Origin of the sequence: Pseudomonas guineae (genome assembly GCF_900113745.1) — a bacterium.
Taxonomy (GTDB): Bacteria; Pseudomonadota; Gammaproteobacteria; order Pseudomonadales; family Pseudomonadaceae; genus Aquipseudomonas; species Aquipseudomonas guineae.
In genome coordinates this window covers 1,687,591-1,706,177 of the sequence record NZ_FOQL01000001.1, presented here as the reverse complement: position 1 = coordinate 1,706,177, position 18,587 = coordinate 1,687,591, and the positions used below count along the sequence as shown (strand labels likewise).

Below are 18,587 nucleotides of genomic sequence, written 5' to 3'. Positions count from 1 at the left end.
CTCAAGGCAGACGGCATTCGGCAAACTCCGCCTGCAGTGCGGCGATGTCCTGCGCTTCGTTAAAGATCAGCTCCAGCCGCGAGTCCGTGCGCCATTCGCTGTTTTGCCAATGCAACGCCTGACCGTTCAGGGCGTTGGCGGATAGCCAGCCAGCGTTGGAGTGCAGCACCAGCTTGGCGCGGCGCCAAGATAGGCTGCTCAGCCACTGCTGCACGCGCATCAGCTCAAACTGCTGACTGGGATGCCAGCGCCAACCGATGCTCCAGCCTTCGGCCTGTTGCTGAACCTGGCAGATTGGCTCGCTCGGGCTGCGCCACAGCAGCGGCAATGCCTTAGCGGCGGGCGGCAAATCATCCAAGGTGCTGCCCGCCTGGGCCTGAGCATTAACGCCGGGTAATTGCGCCAGCGGCAGTGCGCCTTGGCTCGTCCAATACAGCGGCCGCGCCGGCAGCTGCCCTTGGATTCGCGCTTTTGTGGCCTGATCGAGCCCTTCAACCTTGTTCAGCACTAATAAGCCGGCGCGACCAAGCGTGGCCTGCTGGCTATCGGGCAGGGCAACACCGGCGGCCAGGGCCTGGGCGTCCAGCACCAGCAGCGGTTCCTGCACCGTCAGCACCCCAGCCCAGGGCGCTTCGCGCAGTTGCTCCAGCAATTGCAGGGGGTGACCCAGGCCAGATGGCTCGATCAAGAGTCGATCCGGCTTGGCCTGGCGTAATAGACGACTTAGCCCGACCTGAAACGGCACGCCGTTGACGCAGCACAGGCAACCACCGGCCACTTCGCCGAGAGCCACGCCATCGTCATCAGTGGTCAGCAACGCGGCATCCAGACCAATCAAGCCAAATTCGTTGATCAACACCGCCCAGCGTTCGGTCAGCGGGCGCTGCGCGAGCAAATTACGGATCAAGCTGGTCTTGCCCGCACCAAGCGGCCCGGCAATCACATGGGTGGGTATATTTTTCAGCATGATCGGCGTTTGCACTGTCTATCAGAGAGAAGAATTTGGCTGCCGCCATTCTAGCGGCGCCTGCGTGCGATCCCAACGTAGCCCGCAGACTGATTAAACCCTGCATGCTAGAGTCGCCGGCATATTTTTCGAGGGTCAATTGATGCGCGCTTTTCTGCTGCTGAGCCTATTTGCACTGTCCGGCCTGGCCTGGGGCGAAGCCTGTGTGGTGCATAGCCAGGCCGAGCGCTTGGATGTGAAGGTCTGCCAGCAAAACCGCAGCATCCCGCCCAACCTGTTCCGCACAGGCTTTTGCCAGCCGCAGCTGCAAGGCCAGAAGGTCGCTGTGGAGTTTGTCGAGCAATGCCCCATGGGCTCCTTCGGCGTCTGCCGCAACGCCACGGTCGGCGGCACACTGTACAAACAAGACGTGCACTATTACGGCGTTGCCAGTGATGCCACCTACCTCAAACCCTTCTGCGAGAAACAGAGCAGAGGGGTGTGGATGGCGCGCTAAAGAGCTTTCATCAAAGCGTCATCACTCCTATGTTTAGTGGCCCTATACCTCACCCCAGCATGCCGGCTCACGCCCCGACATGCTTTTCTGGTGCTTAGGGCTGACATAATCCGCAGCCTGTTTTTTGCCTGCAATTCAGGCCAACCAATCCAACGTCAGCAACAAGCGCCGTTCACCAGCGGGTGGTTGCGGCGAGCGGTGGATCAAGCCGCCGCCCTCGTTGCCGATCCATTTTTCGCCCTTGGCCAGCAGCACATGGCCGCTCGTAGCGCGCTGGATCAGCGTGGCGTCACTGGGCTCGGCGACCGGATCACCGAGGTGACGGCGTGCCATCACGCCTTCTTCCAGCCACTCACTGCCTAACCCGGCGTAGCAGGTGATCAGCCGCACCGGTACATGGTCGACATGAAAGCGCGGGCACATGGCCTTGTCGAGAATGCGCAGGCGCAGGCCGATGCGTTTGGCGTCGAACAGGCAAGCAAAGGCGCTGACCAACCAGCTGACGTCCTGCACAAAAGCCGCCTGGCCCGGAAGATCGCTGTAGCCATCGGCCAAGCCACTGAGGTTCGGCGTGCTCTCCGGGTTGGCCAGCTCCAGCACGATGGAGTGCCCCAGCGGCGCGCCTTCGGCCAATAAGGCGCTGGCGAAATCACTGATTTGCGTCGGCAACTGGCGCTGCCAAACCGCCAGATTGATCTCTTCACGCAGCACCTCACCGAGCACCTCAATCTGCTCGCTGCGTACCTGCTGCAACGGCTGACGCAACACAGGCGCCAGCATCAGGCCGCCTCCTCATGCCAAGGGCCGAACGGGTCAGGCAGCGCCCGCCAGGCGTCCGCGCCCAAATCCATTTCCGCATCGGTCAGCAGGCAGGCATCCAGCTCTGCGGTCAACTGAGCGAAGTCGATGTTCTGGCCGATAAACACCAGCTCCTGGCGGCAGTCGCCGGTCTGCGCTTGCCAGTTTTTCATAATCGCCTGCAGCCCTTCATCGTCCTGCGGCCACTGGTCTTTCGGGACAAAACGCCACCAGCGCCCGGCAAAACCATGACGCATCAGGCCACCGGCCTGCGACCAGCTGCCAGCCTCCTGGTACTTGCTGGCTAACCAGAAAAAGCCCTTGCTGCGCAGCAAGCGGCCATTGCTCCACTCGCGGTTGATAAAGTTGAAGAACCGCTCGGGATGCAGCGGCTTGCGCGCACGGTAGGCGCTGGACGCGATGCCGTACTCCTCGGTTTCCGGCACATGCTCACCGCGCAGCTCTTTAAGCCAGCCGGGCGCCTGAGCGGCACGTTCGAAGTCGAAACGGCCGGTATTGAGGATTTTTTCTAGCGGCACCGCGCCCATGGCCATCGGCACAATGTCGGCGTGGGTATTCAAGCCCTTGAGGATAGCCATCAGCTCTTCGCGCTCGACACTGCTGATCAGGTCGATCTTGCTGATTAGCAGTACATCGGCGAATTCCACCTGCTCGATCAGCAGGTCGGTGATTGAGCGCTCATCTTCGTCGCCCAGGGTTTCGCCACGGCTGGCCAGGCTCTCGGCCTCATGGAAATCACGCAGGAAGTTCACCCCGTCGACCACCGTCACCATGCAGTCCAGGCGCGCCACATCGGCCAAGCTCTGACCATCCTCACCACGGAAGGTAAAGGTCTCGGCCACCGGCAGCGGCTCGGAAATGCCGGTGGACTCAATCAGCAAATAATCGAAACGGCCATCGCGAGCCAGGCGACCGACTTCTTCCAGCAAATCCTCACGCAAGGTGCAGCAGATGCAGCCGTTGCTCATCTCCACCAGTTTTTCTTCGGCGCGGTTCAGGCTGACATCACGCTGAACTTCGCTGCCATCGATGTTGATCTCGCTCATATCGTTGACGATCACCGCCACTTTCAAGCCTTGGCGGTTTTTCAGAATGGCATTGAGCAAGGTGCTTTTACCGGCCCCGAGAAAGCCGGACAACACGGTGACGGGAAGACGATTGGTCATGGTTTCAGGCTCCATCATTGGTCGGTATGACGCAGGTGTTTTTCCCGCTGTTCCTGGTGTTCTTTGGCTTCGATACAGGCTCGCGGTGGGCCGCAGCAGTAAGCGCTTGAGGCCAATCGGTTCACCGGTTTCGCGGCACCAGCCGTATTCGCCACGGGCCAGGCGGTCGAGGGCTTCGTCGATCTTGTCGAGTAGCTTTTTTTCTCGCTCCAATAGGCGTAGCTGCCATTGGCGGCGCTCTTCGGCGCTACCAATGTCGGCGAGATCGCTGCTGGTTTCGCGCTCGCGCAGGCCTTCGAACTCGTCAGCAATGCGCGTTTGCAGTTCGCCGCGCTGGTTGAGAAGCAGCGCGCGGAAGAACTGCTGCTGCGCGGTGTTCATATAGTCATCCGCCGGCTGGGCGAGCAGCTCGGCGTGGGTGAGTGGCATTTCGATCATTGTCAGGATTCGCTGGTTTTGTAATTTACTTGTTATAACATAACATTTAAACCCATAACCGAGCGGCAGATTTCTGATGAACGCACTGACCTTGCCGGACATAGCCACGCAAATACCTGCCCATGAACAGGCTCTGGACTGGGTCGGCATGCAGGGCATAGCGCTGCCGATCAACCTGGCCGGGCAACGCATCAATACCCGCGCCGATGTCGGGGTCAGCTTGGATGATGGCAATGCCCGCGGCATTCATATGTCGCGCCTCTACCTGGCATTGCATGCGCTGGAGCACAACGCGCTGAACCCGGCGACGCTGCAGCAACTGCTGGGCGAGTTTCTCGACAGCCACCAGGGCCTGTCGCAGCAAGCCTCCATTACCTTGCGCGGCGAGACCCTGCTCAGTCGTCCAGCACTGGTCAGCCCCCTCGCCGGCTGGAAGGCCTACCCCTTCGAAGTGCGTGCACGTCAGGGTTCATGGGGGTTTCACGTGGAACTACAGGTAGAAGTGGCCTATTCATCAACCTGCCCCTGCTCCGCCGCATTGGCGCGCCAGCTGATTCAGCAACGCTTTATCGAGGACTTCGCCAACCAGCCGCTGGATCACGCACACCTGCTGGCTTGGCTCGGCTCGCCCCAAGGCATCGTCGCCACCCCACACAGCCAGCGCAGCTACGCCACCCTGCAAGTACGCCTGCACGAGGACTGCGCTGAGCTGCCGCTGGTTGAGTTGATCGACGCCGCCGAACAGGCCCTCGGCACCGCGGTGCAAACCGCTGTAAAGCGTGCCGATGAACAGGCTTTCGCCCTGGCCAACGGGCAAAACCTAATGTTCTGTGAAGACGCCGCCCGCCGGCTGCACAGCGCATTGCGCGAACAAACTGCATTCAACGCCTTTCACCTGCGCGTGGTACATGCCGAAAGCCTGCACGCCCACGATGCCGTCGCTGTCAGCCGCTGGAACTGGAGCAATACATGATCCACTGCCACAACCTGCAGTGGGGCCCAGGCGGGCGTGCCCTGACGCCGCCTTTAAACCTGCACCTAGCACCCGCCAGCCTAACGGGCGTGATCGGCGCTAACGGCTGCGGCAAAAGCAGCCTGCTCAAGGTCATTGCCGGCATCCAGCAACCGCTGCGCGGCGCTATCGAACTCACGGTGCCGCGTCTGGGCGGGGTTGCTTACTTGGTACAACAGCAGGCGTTGGACCGGCAATTCCCGATCAAACTGCACGATCTGGTCAGCGCCGGTTTATGGCGCAGCCCGCTTAATCGCCAGCAGCGTCAGACGCGCCTGGAGCAAGCCTTGGCCGACTGGGGCTTGCTCGATTTGCAACAACACAGCCTGCAGGCGTTGTCCGGTGGCGAATTACAACGCGCCCTGCTCGCCCGCCTGAGCCTGACCGACGCCCAGGTGCTGCTGCTAGACGAACCCGAAGCCGCGCTGGATGAGCACGGCCTGGTCCTGCTCTGGCAGCACATTCAGCGTTGGCATACACAAGGCCGCACGCAAATCGTCGTCAGCCACTCCATCAGCAACATGAGTCAGCACCTGGATAACGCCTTGCTGGTGTCGCGCAGCGGCTGCATTTTTGCGCCTATTCGCGAGCTGGTGGGTCAGCGCTCATCGCTGGAGCAAGTGGCGTGAGCCTGGAGCTGCTCTGGAGCCCCTTTGTCGAATTCGCCTTTATGCGCCGTGCGCTGGTTGGCGGTGTGGCGCTGGCCGTGAGTGCCGGGCCGCTGGGCGTATTTCTGGTATTGCGCCGTTTAAGCCTGATGGGCGACGCCATCGCCCACGGCATTCTGCCCGGAGCCGCCGTAGGCTTCTGGCTGTTTGGCCTGAGCCTACCGGCATTGACGCTCGGCGGCTTAGTCGCAGGCCTTGGCATGGCGGGTATCGCGGCGTGGGTCACGCGGCGCACCGGCCTGCGTGAAGACGCCAGCTTGGCCGCCATTTACCCGATTTCCCTGGCCAGCGGCGTGCTACTGCTAGGCCTGGCCGGCAACAAACTCGACCTGCTGCACCTGCTGTTCGGCTCGGTGCTGGCCGTGGACCCACCCACCCTGAACGGCATGCTGCTGGTGTCCACCGGCAGCCTGCTGCTACTCGCCCTGATCTATCGCTGGTTGTTGATGGACAGCCTCGATCCGTTGTTTCTCGCGGGCGTCAGCCGCTTCGGACCGTTGGCCTATGGGCTGTTTCTGACGTTGGTGGTGCTCAACCTGGTGGTCGGCTTTCAGGCCATCGGCGCGTTGATGGTGGTCGGCCTGATGATGCTACCGGCCGCTGCCGCACGCTTCTGGAGCCGCCACCTGCCGCGCATGTTGCTGCTCGCCGCACTCACCGGCGCGGTCTGCGTGTGGCTCGGCCTGCTGCTGTCGTATTACGCCAACCTGCCCAGCGGGCCGTGCATCGTGTTGCTCGCCGGCCTGGCCTATGTCTGCTCCGTATTGCTCGGGCCACTGAATGGCCTGCTGCGCCGCCAACCCCATTTATCTCCCGCCCATTGAGGAACAACCATGCGCATTCTGATTGCCCTGCTAACCCTAAGCCTTAGCCTTTTCGCTAACGCAGATGAAAAGCTTAAGGTAGTTACCAGCTTCAGCATTTTGGCCGACATTACCCAACAAATTGCCGGAGATAAGCTCGAACTTCACAACCTTGTCGGCGCCGATGCCGATGCTCACGTCTACCAGCCCAGCACCGACGATGCTAAAGCAGTGTTCGCGGCCGACCTGATTATCGCCAACGGATTGGGCTTTGAGCCCTGGCTGGCGCGCTTGATCGACAGCAGCGAAGCTCCTGGCAAGCGCATTGATGCCAGCGCCGGCGTGCTGCCGCTAATGCTTGATGAAGAGGGACAGCGGGTGGCCGACCCGCATGCCTGGCAGAACCTGGCCAACGCCGAAATTTACGTGCGCAACATCGCCAACACACTGAGCCAGATCGATACGGCCAATGCCGAGTATTACGCTTACCGCAGTGAGGCCTACATCAGCCAGATCCGCGTCCTGCTGAGTGAGGCCCGCCGCAGCCTGGGCCAATTACCGCCGGCCCAACGCACCATCATCACCAGTCACGACGCCTTCGGTTATTTGGGCCAGGCCTATGGCCTGAATTTCATTGCACCCCAGGGGCTGTCCACCGAAGACGAACCCTCGGCCGCCGAAGTGGCAGCATTGATCCGCCAGATTCGCACCGATGGCGTGCGCGCGGTGTTCGTTGAAAACATCCGCGACCCGCGCCTGATCCAGCAGATCGCCGCTGAAGGCGGCGCCAAGGTCGGCGGCACTCTGTATTCCGATGCCCTGGCCAGCGCAGGCCCTGCCAGCAGCTACCTGGGCATGTTCAAGCACAACCTCGACACCCTACTGGCCGCACTTAAGCCTTGAACCCCAACCTAGAGCAGGAACAGCGCTTGACTGGGCTATAACCCGGTACAGCCCATTCATCACTGATCCCAACCGCGTGGCGGCGGTGAAGAGGCTTATGATTGTCAGCACCGCCACTAAATTGATCGAACGTCTGATCGTCGAGGCACGCATGCCCGGTCAGACGGAAGGCTGATCCGCAAGCTGTTCGGCACGTTGCTGGTCAGTGCGTCGCTCAGCACGGATCAACACGCCGCCTTGGGCGTTATCCTGCGCGGTAGGCTCTCATCAACAAGGAACCCCCATGAACCTGAGTAAGCGCGAGCAAAGCCAGATTGAACGGACGTTGGCCGCGACCCTGACCGACGCCTGCGAAGCCGCCAAGGCCGAAATTGTCGGTTTCCAGTGGCTGACCCATGATGTCGATTACCAACACTTCCCCGCCAGTCTACGCGTGATCTGGGTCTTCGCCAGCCAGGCAGAGCAGGACGCCGCCATCGCCAGGGGGCAGGATCGTCTAATGCAGGAACTGACCGCTACTGCCTTGCAGGCAGCAGCGATTCAACTCGACACGCCGGCGGCCCATGTCCACCTCGACAATGAACAACAGTGCCTGCGGGTCGACGGCGGCAACTGGCAACAACGCCTGGCCCGCCAGCGTTCGGCCAAGCGATAGTTCATGGCCAAGGAAATTGACAACCCTTGTATTGCCGTTTGCCAGTTGAGCGGTGATCTATGCCTAAGCTGCGGCCGCAGCAAAGCCGAGATCAAACAATGGAAACGCATGAAGCGCCCGGAAAAAATGGCCGCCGTGCAGCGCGCCAGCCAGCGCCTGAAAAGCCTGCGCAAGAAGCAACCCTGATCTGGCGCAGCCCATCCAGAACGACTCAATCATCTTGAGCAATGCACCGCCGCACACCGACAATGCCTAAGCACTTACAACCACAGAAGCGCCGAATGCCCAGCACCGCCATGATCCATCTGCGGCCCTACCAAGCGGACGATCTCACCGCCGTAACGGCGCTGTTCAGTGCCTCGATACAGCATCTAGCCGCCACTCACTATGATGCGGCGCAGCGCCAAGCCTGGGCACCATCGGCAGCCGATCTGCCGGCCTGGCAAGAGCGCCTGGCCGGTTTGCAGGTGCTACTGGCGCACCGCGACGGGCAGCTCGCCGGTTTTATCGGCTTTAACCTCGACGGCCAGATCGACCTGTTGTTCACCGCTCCCGATTACGCGCGTCAAGGTGTCGCCAGCGCGCTGTACGCGGCAGCCGAAACGCGCATGCAGGCTGCCGGGGTTAGCAGTGTATTCACCGAGGCCAGCCTGGTGGCCCAGGCGTTTTTCGACCGCCAAGAATTTTCTGTGCAGCAGGCACAGACGGTAGCGCGCGGCGCTGTTAACTTGCCGCGTATGTTGATGCACAAACCTCTGGAGCCGCGATGAACACCCTGACCATGATCGTGTTGGCCGCCGTTGTGCTGGCTGCTTGCGCCTTGGCGCTGTGGAGCTGGCACAACCAGCGCAGGCTGGAAAAACTGGATGAGCGCATCAACCGACAGAGCGAGCTGATCGAACAGCTCGACAGCGTGCTGGAAAACCCACAACTCAGCGAAGCGCAGCAGCGCGCCCAAAGCGAAGCCTTGTTAGCCAAGCTGCAGGCCACCCGCAAAGCCGAGTAACAGCACGGCACAGCCAGTAACGCCAGCAAAGCGGACATCGCGGCAGGATACTCGTATCCTGTAGTGCCACAACTGGCGAGGCACCCATGCAGATCGAACTCCTGGAGATCCGCGATCACCTCAATCGCTTCCCGCCTTTCGAGGCCCTGCCCGAAGACAGCCTCGACAGCATCGCCGGCCAGGTTGAAGTGGCCTACTTCAAGGCTGGCACCGACATCCTTTTGTACGGCGCGGCCATCCACGAACTGCATTACGTGCGCAGCGGCGCGGTGGAAATCTACCGGCGCAATGGCGAGCTGTATAACCGCCTAAGCGAAGGCGACATCTTTGGCCAAGCCGGCCTACTGCGCAGCAACAAGGTGCGCTTCCCCGCGCGAGCCATCGAAGACAGCTTGATCTACTTTATCCCGGCAGCCCTGTTCGCCCAGCTGTGTGAACAACACGACAGCTTTGCCGACTTCGTCGAGGCCGAAGGCCAGTCGCGCCTCAAGTCGGCCGTGGAGAGCCAGGGCAAAGCCAGTGACCTGATGCAAATCAAAGTGCGCAAGCTGATCTCCCGCCAGCCGGTCTGCGCCAGCCAAGACACACCGGTGCAACAAGCCGCGCAGCTAATGACTGAGCAAAGCGTGTCGTCATTGGTGATCCTAGACGGCAATGAGCCCGGCTCAGCCATGGTCGGTATTCTCACCGACCGTGACCTGCGCACGCGGGTGCTAGCGGTAGGGCTGGATGCGGCCACGACAATCGGCCAGGTGATGTCGCCTAATCCCATCACGATTCAAGCTGATGACAGCGTTTTCGAAGCCATGTTGAGCATGTTGCGCCACAACATCCACTACCTACCAGTGGTAAACCGGCGCCGCCCGGTCGGGATGATCAACCTCTCCGACATCATCCGCTACGAGTCGCAAAGCAGCCTGTACCTGGTTAACTCGATCTTCAATCAGCCGGATGTCGCCGGCCTTCAAAGCCTGCTCCCCGACCTGCGCGGCACCTTCGTGCGCATGGCCAACGAGCAAGCCACCGCGCACATGATCGGCAGCGCCATGGCTGGCATCGGCCGAGCCTTCAGCCAGCGCCTGCTCGAACTGGCCGAACAAAAGCTCGGACCGCCGCCTGTGCCCTACTGCTTTCTTGCCGCCGGCTCCATGGCCCGCGACGAACAGTTGGTGGTGACCGATCAGGACAACGCGCTGATTCTCGATGATCGCTTCGACCCCGAGCTGCATGACAGCTACTTTGCCGAGCTGGCCACGTTCGTCAGCGACGGCCTGGCCGCATGCGGTTACACCTACTGTAAAGGCGGAATCATGGCTACTAACCGCCAATGGCGGCAGCCACTCAAAGTCTGGCGCGACTATTTCAGCCAATGGATCGACCGGCCCAACCCGCAAACACTGCTCAACAGCTGCATCTTCTTTGACCTCGACGGCGTACACGGCGAAATCGAACTGGCGGAAAACCTCAAAGAACTGCTCGCGGAAAAAGCCAGCAACGCACCGGCCTTCCTCGCCGCTCTAGCACGTAATGCGCTCAACCGCACGCCGCCGCTGGGCTTTTTCCGCACCTTTGTGATGGAAACTGACGGCCAACAGAAGCACATCATCAACCTCAAAGGCCGGGGCACCGCACCGCTCACCGACCTGATCCGCGTGCACGCGCTGGCTTGCGGCAGCAAGGCGCAAAACTCGCTGGAGCGTCTGGATGCCATCGCCCAGACCAAACTACTGCAGCCGGAAGCTATCAGCCAACTGCGCTACGCCCTGGAGTTCCTCAGCATGGTACGCATCCGCCATCAGGCTGTTGCGGTGGCCGAAGGCCGCGAACCGAATAACTACATAGAACCGGAAAAAGTCTCTGCCACTGATCGGCACAACCTTAAGGAAGCCTTTCAGGTACTCAGCAACGCGCAGAAATTCATGCGCTTTCGCTACCCCGCTCAGCCGGGCAAAAGCCTATGAGCGCGCTCACCACGGCACTGCACAACGCTCCACTGGACTGGGCCGCGCAATTTGCCGCCCTCGCCGCCAGCGCCCAAGACCCAAGCCTACGAGCCTTCTACCAAGCCGGTAGCGTGGCCGCCGACACTCCCCTGGAACAGGTACCGTTGCTGGCCCTGGATGTGGAGACCACCGGTCTCGATGCCAACCAACATGCCATCGTCAGCCTCGGCCTGCTGCCCTTCAACCTCAAGCGTATCCGCTGTGGTGAAGCGCACTACTGGGTGGTCAAACCGGCCAGCGAGTTGAGCAGCCAGTCGGTGACATTCCACCACATCACCCACTCGGATATCCGCCACGCCCCGCGCTTGGGGCAGATACTCGACGAGCTGTTAACGGCTATGGCCGGCAAAGTGATGGTGGTGCATTACCGTAATATCGAACGCAGCTTCCTCGACCAAGCCGTGCGCGAGCAACTGGGCGAAGGGTTACAGTTCCCGGTGATCGACACCATGCAGCTGGAAGCACGCCTCTATCCCAAGCGCCAACCTGGCTGGTTCGATCGCCTGCTAGGTCGCCAACCAGTATCCATCCGCCTGGCCGACAGCCGCCAGCGCTACAACCTACCCTCCTATCAAGCACACCATGCGCTGACCGACGCCCTGGCCACCGCTGAACTGCTGCAAGCGCAAGTGGCCACGCACTTCGCAAGCGAAACGCCGGTGGGTGAGTTATGGAGTTGAAGCAATTGCAGCCGGCTGATTAGCCCGCTCCAACAGGTGATCGGCGTCAGCCCACACAACCGTCCACACATAAAAAACGCGCCCGAAGGCGCGCTCTTGTAGTACTCAAAAACTGTGATCAGCGCGGTTCGCTCATCAAGCCTTTGACGATCGAGATACAGCCCACCAACAACACAATGGTGAACGGTAAACCAGTCGATACCGCCATGGCCTGCAAGGCCACAAGCCCGCCGCCCAGCAGCAGGGCGATGGCGATCACGCCCTCGATAATCACCCAGAACACCCGCTGCGGCACGGGCGCGTTGACCTTGCCGCCGGCAGTGATGGTGTCGATGACCAGCGAGCCAGAGTCCGACGAGGTAACGAAGAACACGATCACCAGCAGGATACCGATAAACGAGCTGATCGCTGACCACGGCAGTTCAGCCAACATGGCGAACAGCTTCAACTCCAACGCAGCATCCTGTACGCCAGTAAAGCCGTCCCCGACCAGCTGACTGATACCGGTACCACCGAAAGCAGTCATCCACAGCACCGACACCAAGGACGGCACCAACAGCACGGCAATCAGGAACTCACGCACGGTGCGGCCACGACTAACGCGCGCGATGAACATGCCGACGAACGGCGACCAGCTGATCCACCAGGCCCAGTAAAAGGCCGTCCAGCCTTGGCTGAAGTTGGCATCCTCACGGCCGATGGGGTTAGACAACGCCGGCAGGTGTTGCAGATACGCGCCGAGGTTGTCGAAAAAGCCGGTCAGGATGGCCAGCGTCGGCCCGGCGATGATCACAAACAGCAGCAGCAATATAGCCAGGCCCATGTTCAGCTCGGACAAGCGCTTAACGCCCTTGTCCAGGCCAGCCAAAACCGACAACAAGGCGACTGCGGTGATGCCGATAATCAGCAAGACCTTGCTGAGATCGGTAGCGGCAATGCCGAACAGTTGATCCAGCCCCGCCGCCGCTTGCTCGGCACCCAAGCCGAGCGATGTCGCCAAGCCAAACAGGGTGGCGAATACCGCGAGGATATCGATGATATGCCCAGGCCAACCCCACACCCGCTCACCGAGGATCGGGTAAAAGATCGAGCGCATCGACAGCGGCAGACCTTTGTTAAACGAGAACAACGCCAGCGCCAGCGCAACAATCGCGTAGATGGCCCAAGGGTGTAGACCCCAGTGGAAGATGGTCGCCGCCATGCCTAAGCGTGCGGCAGCTTCAGCATCACCCGCGGCACCAGCCAGAGGCGCCCAGTCGGTGCGTACACCGTCAGCGCCAACGTTGACGCCGCCCATGGCCGCCGAGAAGTGCGACATCGGCTCAGCTACGCCGTAGAACATCAGGCCGATGCCCATGCCCGCAGCAAACAGCATGGAGAACCAGCCGGTGTAGCTGTAGTCCGCGGTGGCGTCCTTACCGCCGAGGCGCACCTTACCCAGTGGCGAGACGATCAGGCCGAGGCAGAGCACAACGAAGATATTCGCCGAGCCCAGGAAGAACCAAGCCAGGTTACCGGTGATCCAGCCACGGATGGCGCTGAATAGAGGCTCGATCTGATTTTGCAGGGCCAGGGTAAGCACCACAAACAACACCACGGTGAGTGCTGAGATGGTGAACACCTTGCCATGGATATCCAGGGCAAATGAGAACTGCCCTTTGATGTTGTCCTGACCGATTACGTAATCGGTATCGATCAGGTTGGCTTCGCCGGAAGGTGCCGGAATACCAACATGAGCTGCCGGAGTGGGTTGCGGGGGTATTTCCGGCGGAGAGTTTTGACCCATGGGGGACTCCTTTATCGGGTGAAACGCGTTGCGCGCAAAAGGACAAGATTGCCCTACTCGTTCAGCCGCCAAACCGGCGACTGCGGCGTTCAGGGTAGCAGCCATGGCTTCTGCGTGCAGGCGCAAAGCCAGTATTGGCGGATATTAACGTCATCTATTCAACACTTATTGGCAACTTAGATCAGGTTTACTGCGTGGCAAAGCTCCCCTCGGCCAGGCAATTAGCTATCGTTGAGTTAAGCTCATACAGTCAGTCGAGGTGCCGTCCATGAGACTTTTGCTGCCTTTGCTGGCATGCCTATTACTGCAGCTGTTGCCGCCGGCGCAGGCGGAGACCTTCACGGTTGGTGTTGAGCTGCAATCCTATATGCCCTACTCAGACGTTCAGGATGGCCAATACTTGGGTTATGGCCGTGACCTGCTCGATGCTTTTGCCGCGCATCAAGGCCATGTATTTATCTACCAGCCACTCCCGGTGCGACGCCTGCTCAGCGACTTTCTCAGCGGCCGGGTGGATTTCAAATACCCGGATAACCCGCGCTGGAACGCTAATCTCAAGCAGAACCACACGCTGTATTTCAGCCAAGTCGCTGCACCTTCTGTCGATGGGGTACTGGTCAAGCCGCAGTTTCTCGGTCAAGGCAAAACTCGTCTACGTCGCCTGGCCACCCAGCGCGGCTTTACCCCATGGCCCTATTTGGATGACATCAAGGCGGGGCGGATCATCCTGATCCAGGCTAACCAGATCGATTCTTTGCTGGCCATGGCACTGAGTGATCGGGTTGATGGCGTGTACCTCAACCCGCAAGTGGTTCGCCACCAGCTCTACAACAGTAAGCAAAATGAATCCTTGGTGTTCGACCCTCAACTGCCTTTCCAGAATGATCACTACTTCCTGTCGAGCATCAAATACCCTGAGGTGATTGAGCAGTTCAATGCTTTTCTCAGCAGCCAAGCCGAGTGGGTGCAGCAGCTCAAAGAACGCCACAGTATCAGCGACGCCCTCAGCGGCCCCTGAGAAATCCAAGTCGCCGACGCCTGCGTAACGCCCACTCAGCAGCCGTCACCCTCGTCTCGGGTTGCTGAATGCAATGCATCGTCTGAAAACAGCCCATGCAAACGAACAAAACCCCCACTGGCAAGCCAAATGGGGGTTCTCCTCTTTCACGCCAGGGCTTGTGGCCTTGGGAGCGGACGCCGCCTTAGCCCTCGTCCTGACCGACAGCAACTGCCGGGGAGCTCAGCTCACAGCTCCAAATTTCCAACGCCGGCTGGGTCGCTTGTGGCGGGCCGAGCCATTCACTCATCAAGTGACAACGCTGGTTAAAACACAGCTGGTAATCCCCTGCCTCGGGGGTTCGCCCCAAGCGCAGTGGTTGCAAAGGCGGTAGCTGGCGCTGGTAATGCCAACTGCCTTCACGCAGTTCGGCGCCGTCAGGAATTTCCATACCGGCCCCGGAACCTTTAACCCGCGCCTCGCCGAGCAACAACCCCTCTGGCGTGACGCGGTAATCCTCTTCCCAACGAACTTTCTCAATGGTGTGCGTCCAGGCCAAGGTGAAGGCTGGCGTGGGCACCTCGGCCCATACCGCACCCGCCAAGCCCAAGCACAGACCAATCATGCAGTCGCCACCTGTGCATTACGGGCACGCCACAGGTGCTGAGCGATAAACACGGCGGCCAGAGCAAAGCCGATCTCATCACTCATCGGTGTGGCCAGTATCAGGCTGGCACCGGCGGCAAAGCCCAGTGCGCGCTCCCACCACGGCATCTTGATTTGCAGAAAGCCAGTAAATATCGCGCCCCAAATACCAATGGCCAGCGCCGCCTTGAGCACCACGTAGAACGTCGCCAGCAGGCTATCGCCCTGCAGCATCAGCGCCGGCTCGTACACCGCCATAAACGGCACGATAAACCCGGCTACGGCGATGCGAATGGCCCACAGGCTGATCTTCAGGCCGCTCTCCTTAGCGATTGGCGCAGCAGCAAAGCAGGCCAGCGCCACCGGCGGGGTGAGGTCGGCCATGATGCCGAAGTAGAAGACGAACATGTGCGAAACGATCAGCGGCACGCCCAGCTCCAGCAGCGCCGGTGCGGCAATCGAGCTGGTGATGATGTAGTTGGGAATGGTCGGAATGCCCATGCCCAATACCAAGCAGGTGAGCATGGTCAGGATCAGCGAGAGGAACAGATTATCCTGACCAATCGCGAGGATATAACCAGCAAAGGTCGAGGCCACGCCAGTCAGCGAGACCACACCAATGATCACGCCGACCAAGGCGCAAGCAACGCCCACTGGCACCGCATGTCGCGCCCCTTCCACCAGCGCGTGCAGGCAGATGACCAGCGTGTCGCGGCCACCCTTGATAAACCAGCAGATGGCCACCAGCAGCGCCACCACGCCAAACACCACACCTATACCCAGCTGGAAGAAGCCGGCGCAGAGCACCCCGAGGGCGATCCAGAAGGCGAAGCGCATGACCTTGGACGATACGCGCAGGATGATCGCCGAGCCGAGAATCACGATGGCGGTCAGGGCCAGGCCGACCATGCCGGAGAACAGCGGCGTGCGTCCAGAGAACAGCAGGTAGATCAAGATGAACAGCGGAATCAGCAAATACCAGCGCTGTTTAACTGCCGCCCAGGGATTCGGGCACTGGTCCTTCGGCAGGCCACGCAGGTTGGCGCGCTTGGCTTCCAAGTGAACCATCCAAAACACTGAACCGAAGTACAGCAGCGCCGGAATCAGCGCGGCTTTGGCCACCTCGAAAAACGGCACGTTGATGGTCTCGGCCATGATGAAGGCGACCGCACCCATGATCGGCGGCATGATCTGGCTACCCATGGACGACGTCGCCTCGACGCCGCCAGCAAACGCTGACTTGTAACCAAAGCGCTTCATCAGCGGGATGGTGAACTGGCCGGTGGTGACTACGTTGGCCACGCCGGAACCGGTGATGGTGCCCATCAGCGCCGACGACACCACCGAGACCTTGGCCGGGCCGCCGAGCTTGTGGCCGAACAGGCCCATGGCGAAATCGGTGAACAACTTGATCATCCCGGCCTGTTCGAGAAACGCGCCAAACAGGATAAACAGGAAGATGTAAGTGGCCGAGACATAGGTCGGCGTGCCGTACAGCCCTTCGGTGCCGAAGGACAGCTGATTGACGATCTGGTCGAGGTCATAACCACGGTGCATCAAGTCACCCGGCAGGTACTGACCGAGCAGACCGTAGGCCAGAAACAATCCGCAGATCAGCGGCAGGGCAATGCCCATCACGCGGCGTGCGGCCTCGAATACCAGCACGACCAAGAGCAGGCCGATGACCATGTCACTGTTGGTCAAATCGCCGGAGCGCTGGATCAGGTCAGCTTCGAAATACCACTGGTAGAACGCCGTGGCCATGCCGGCCAGGCCGAGTAGCCAAGCCATCGGCTGCCAAGGCTTACCTTTGCCAAGGCCCGGAAAACTGAGGAACACCACCAACAGCAGAAAACCTACGTGCACGGCACGCAGAATCTGGCTGGATACTGGATGAAAGGCCGCCGTGGCGATCTGGAAAATCGAAAACAGCAGCGCGACATAGAACAGCGCTTTTGGCCAATCGCCGGGGTTGGCTGCAAGGCCTTGGTTTTGCTCACTCATGGGAGGTCACGCTCTCATTACAACGTCGATGGCACAAAAGTCGCCAACAAAACCTGCCGTGGCGCGCACGGCGGTTTTATTCGCAACTCTACTGACAAAATGGTGCATAGGTCGCCGGGTAGGATGGGCCGGGCCGCGTAGGTTGAGCGAAGCGATACCCATGCTGTATGGGCGCACGCCTGCGACATCGCTTGATGGGTTACACCGCTGCGCGGCTAACCCATCCTGAGACCTCCTGTTCTCAGCTCAGCCTACACCTGCAACCCTTCAACAGCCTTACAGTGCGCCGGCTTCTTTGTAGAAGCGCTCAGCACCTGGGTGCAGCGGGATCGGCAGGTTCTTCGCGGCAGTTTCCAGCTTGATGTCCTTGGCAGCGGAATGGGCGTTACCCAGGCGCTCCAGGTTGTCGAACATCAGCTTGGTCATCTGATAAGCCACTTCTTCGGACACACCGTCGTGGCTCACCAGGATATTGGTGATGGCCACAGTCGGTACATCAGCCTCCTGACCGTCGTAGGTACCGGCCGGAATCGATGCCGGCTGGTAAGCATCGTTACCAATTTTGGCGGTGACTTCAGCCGGCACTGAGACGAAGGTGATGGGCAGGGTCGCCGCCAAGTCACGAATAGCCGCCATGCCCAGGCCCGAGGACTGCAGGGTGGCATCCAGCTGACGGTTCTTGATCAACTCAACCGACTCGGCGTACGGCAGGAATTCGACCTTGGCCATGTCGTCGTAGCTCAGGCCGGCCGCTTTGAAGATGGCACGAGCGTTGAGCTCGGTGCCGGACTTGGGCGCGCCCACGGAGATGGTCTTGCCCTTGAGGTCAGCCAGAGTCTTGATCCCGGATTCCTGGCTGGCGACGATCTGGATGTAGTTCGGGTAAGTGCCAGCGATGGCTCGCAGCTTTTTCAGCGGCGCCTTGAAGCCGGCCTCTTCCACGCCATTCCAGGCATCGGCTACCGAGTCACCCAGAGCCAGGGCCAACTCGCCACGGCCAGATTCCAGCAGGTTGAGGTTTTCCACCGAGGCTTTGGTGGCTTGCACCGAGGTTTTTGAACCTTCAATACCATTGCTATACAGCTGCGACAGGCCCACACCAATCGGGTAGTACACACCGCTGGTACCGCCGGTGAGGATGTTGATAAAGGTCGGCGCGGCGAGTACGGCAGTGCTCGCGGTAAAAGCTGCAGCGGCAGCTAGCAGGCTGAAACGTTTAGTCATTCGCATGGAAGAAACTCCGTCGTTGTTATGGCTTTATGCAAAGATTTCACTGTAGACGTTGCCGGCCACTAGAGCCGTGCAGTGCCGGATTTAGCGAAATAACGGAAAGAGGCAGGGCCTACACACGACCGGGGTCGAGCGCACAAGAGATGGATAGTTGATGCCGGACGCGACGAGCGCGCGAATGATGCAGGGCAGTACATGGGGTTCACCTCTTGTCTTTCTTATTAGTGGCCAGAGCAATCGAGTGCCTGACTGACAAGAGCTATAGCAGATGCCGTGCCAGCACGAAAAAAGCCCGCGCTAGAGCCTTCA

19 protein-coding genes and 1 pseudogene are annotated in these 18,587 nt (G+C 60.3%); 12 read left to right on the top strand and 8 right to left on the bottom strand.

Going from position 1 to position 18,587, the window contains the following annotated elements:
* Position 1: 1 nt before the first annotated feature.
* Entirely contained in the window at positions 2-967 is a 966-nt protein-coding gene (locus BMZ32_RS07715; protein WP_090241598.1) for a CobW family GTP-binding protein, read from the bottom strand.
* A 142-nt stretch (positions 968-1,109) separates the two neighbouring features.
* Here BMZ32_RS07715 and BMZ32_RS07710 point away from each other — a divergent pair, with 142 nt between their 5' ends.
* Positions 1,110-1,463: an NADH:ubiquinone oxidoreductase gene (locus BMZ32_RS07710; RefSeq protein ID WP_090241061.1), complete on the top strand. Its 354-nt coding sequence runs from the start codon at positions 1,110-1,112 to the stop codon at positions 1,461-1,463.
* A 135-nt stretch (positions 1,464-1,598) separates the two neighbouring features.
* Here the strand turns inward: BMZ32_RS07710 and BMZ32_RS07705 are convergent, their stop codons facing one another.
* From BMZ32_RS07705 to BMZ32_RS19900, 3 genes and pseudogenes are all read right to left on the bottom strand, one after another.
* On the bottom strand, positions 1,599-2,243 hold the full coding sequence (locus tag BMZ32_RS07705) for a DUF1826 domain-containing protein (protein ID WP_090241059.1): 645 nt from the start codon (positions 2,241-2,243) through the stop codon (positions 1,599-1,601).
* Positions 2,243-3,448, bottom strand: coding sequence for a zinc metallochaperone GTPase ZigA (zigA, locus tag BMZ32_RS07700; protein ID WP_090241597.1), 1,206 nt, complete (start codon positions 3,446-3,448; stop codon positions 2,243-2,245). Before zigA ends, BMZ32_RS07705 begins: the two co-directional genes overlap by 1 nt.
* Positions 3,449-3,559: 111 nt before the next feature.
* Positions 3,560-3,829: pseudogene (locus BMZ32_RS19900) on the bottom strand (TraR/DksA C4-type zinc finger protein); the annotation flags it as partial.
* Between the two features lie 133 nt (positions 3,830-3,962).
* Between BMZ32_RS19900 and folE2 the strand changes: the two are divergent.
* From folE2 to BMZ32_RS07650, 10 genes are all read left to right on the top strand, one after another.
* Complete coding sequence (folE2, locus tag BMZ32_RS07695) at positions 3,963-4,859, top strand: GTP cyclohydrolase FolE2 (RefSeq protein WP_090241058.1); 897 nt, start codon at positions 3,963-3,965, stop codon at positions 4,857-4,859.
* The gene (locus BMZ32_RS07690; RefSeq protein WP_090241056.1) at positions 4,856-5,527 is read left to right on the top strand and encodes a metal ABC transporter ATP-binding protein; all 672 of its coding nucleotides are present in this window, start codon (positions 4,856-4,858) and stop codon (positions 5,525-5,527) included. Before folE2 ends, BMZ32_RS07690 begins: the two co-directional genes overlap by 4 nt.
* 41 nt (positions 5,528-5,568) lie before the next feature.
* Positions 5,569-6,390: a metal ABC transporter permease gene (locus BMZ32_RS07685; RefSeq protein ID WP_090241595.1), complete on the top strand. Its 822-nt coding sequence runs from the start codon at positions 5,569-5,571 to the stop codon at positions 6,388-6,390.
* 9 nt (positions 6,391-6,399) lie between these two features.
* Entirely contained in the window at positions 6,400-7,272 is an 873-nt protein-coding gene (locus tag BMZ32_RS07680) for a metal ABC transporter substrate-binding protein (RefSeq protein ID WP_090241055.1), read from the top strand.
* A gap of 283 nt (positions 7,273-7,555) precedes the next feature.
* Positions 7,556-7,927, top strand: a complete 372-nt coding sequence (locus BMZ32_RS07675; RefSeq protein WP_090241054.1) for a hypothetical protein — start codon at positions 7,556-7,558, stop codon at positions 7,925-7,927.
* 3 nt (positions 7,928-7,930) lie between these two features.
* Positions 7,931-8,113, top strand: a complete 183-nt coding sequence (locus tag BMZ32_RS07670; protein WP_090241053.1) for a DUF1289 domain-containing protein — start codon at positions 7,931-7,933, stop codon at positions 8,111-8,113.
* 95 nt (positions 8,114-8,208) lie between these two features.
* Complete coding sequence (locus BMZ32_RS07665; protein WP_208598685.1) at positions 8,209-8,697, top strand: GNAT family N-acetyltransferase; 489 nt, start codon at positions 8,209-8,211, stop codon at positions 8,695-8,697.
* On the top strand, positions 8,694-8,933 hold the full coding sequence (locus tag BMZ32_RS07660) for a hypothetical protein (RefSeq protein WP_090241051.1): 240 nt from the start codon (positions 8,694-8,696) through the stop codon (positions 8,931-8,933). The genes BMZ32_RS07665 and BMZ32_RS07660 overlap by 4 nt, the downstream gene beginning before the upstream one ends.
* Before the next feature lie 86 nt (positions 8,934-9,019).
* Positions 9,020-10,894 carry a DUF294 nucleotidyltransferase-like domain-containing protein gene (locus BMZ32_RS07655; protein WP_090241049.1) on the top strand — a complete coding sequence of 625 codons (1,875 nt, stop codon included), beginning with the start codon at positions 9,020-9,022 and terminating at the stop codon, positions 10,892-10,894.
* Positions 10,891-11,616 carry a 3'-5' exonuclease gene (locus BMZ32_RS07650; protein ID WP_090241047.1) on the top strand — a complete coding sequence of 242 codons (726 nt, stop codon included), beginning with the start codon at positions 10,891-10,893 and terminating at the stop codon, positions 11,614-11,616. The genes BMZ32_RS07655 and BMZ32_RS07650 overlap by 4 nt, the downstream gene beginning before the upstream one ends.
* A gap of 118 nt (positions 11,617-11,734) precedes the next feature.
* On the opposite strand, the gene BMZ32_RS07645 is transcribed toward BMZ32_RS07650, so the two are convergent.
* On the bottom strand, positions 11,735-13,402 hold the full coding sequence (locus tag BMZ32_RS07645; protein WP_090241044.1) for a BCCT family transporter: 1,668 nt from the start codon (positions 13,400-13,402) through the stop codon (positions 11,735-11,737).
* Between the two features lie 268 nt (positions 13,403-13,670).
* Here BMZ32_RS07645 and BMZ32_RS07640 point away from each other — a divergent pair, with 268 nt between their 5' ends.
* On the top strand, positions 13,671-14,420 hold the full coding sequence (locus BMZ32_RS07640) for a substrate-binding periplasmic protein (protein WP_090241042.1): 750 nt from the start codon (positions 13,671-13,673) through the stop codon (positions 14,418-14,420).
* A gap of 184 nt (positions 14,421-14,604) precedes the next feature.
* Here BMZ32_RS07640 and BMZ32_RS07635 read toward each other — a convergent pair whose 3' ends face one another.
* From BMZ32_RS07635 to BMZ32_RS07625, 3 genes are all read right to left on the bottom strand, one after another.
* Positions 14,605-15,024 (bottom strand): DUF1850 domain-containing protein, encoded by a 420-nt coding sequence (locus BMZ32_RS07635; protein ID WP_090241040.1) that lies wholly within the window; start codon positions 15,022-15,024, stop codon positions 14,605-14,607.
* On the bottom strand, positions 15,021-17,048 hold the full coding sequence (locus tag BMZ32_RS07630; protein WP_090241038.1) for a TRAP transporter permease: 2,028 nt from the start codon (positions 17,046-17,048) through the stop codon (positions 15,021-15,023). Before BMZ32_RS07630 ends, BMZ32_RS07635 begins: the two co-directional genes overlap by 4 nt.
* Positions 17,049-17,324: 276 nt before the next feature.
* On the bottom strand, positions 17,325-18,278 hold the full coding sequence (locus BMZ32_RS07625; RefSeq protein WP_090241036.1) for a TAXI family TRAP transporter solute-binding subunit: 954 nt from the start codon (positions 18,276-18,278) through the stop codon (positions 17,325-17,327).
* Positions 18,279-18,587: the final 309 nt, after the last annotated feature.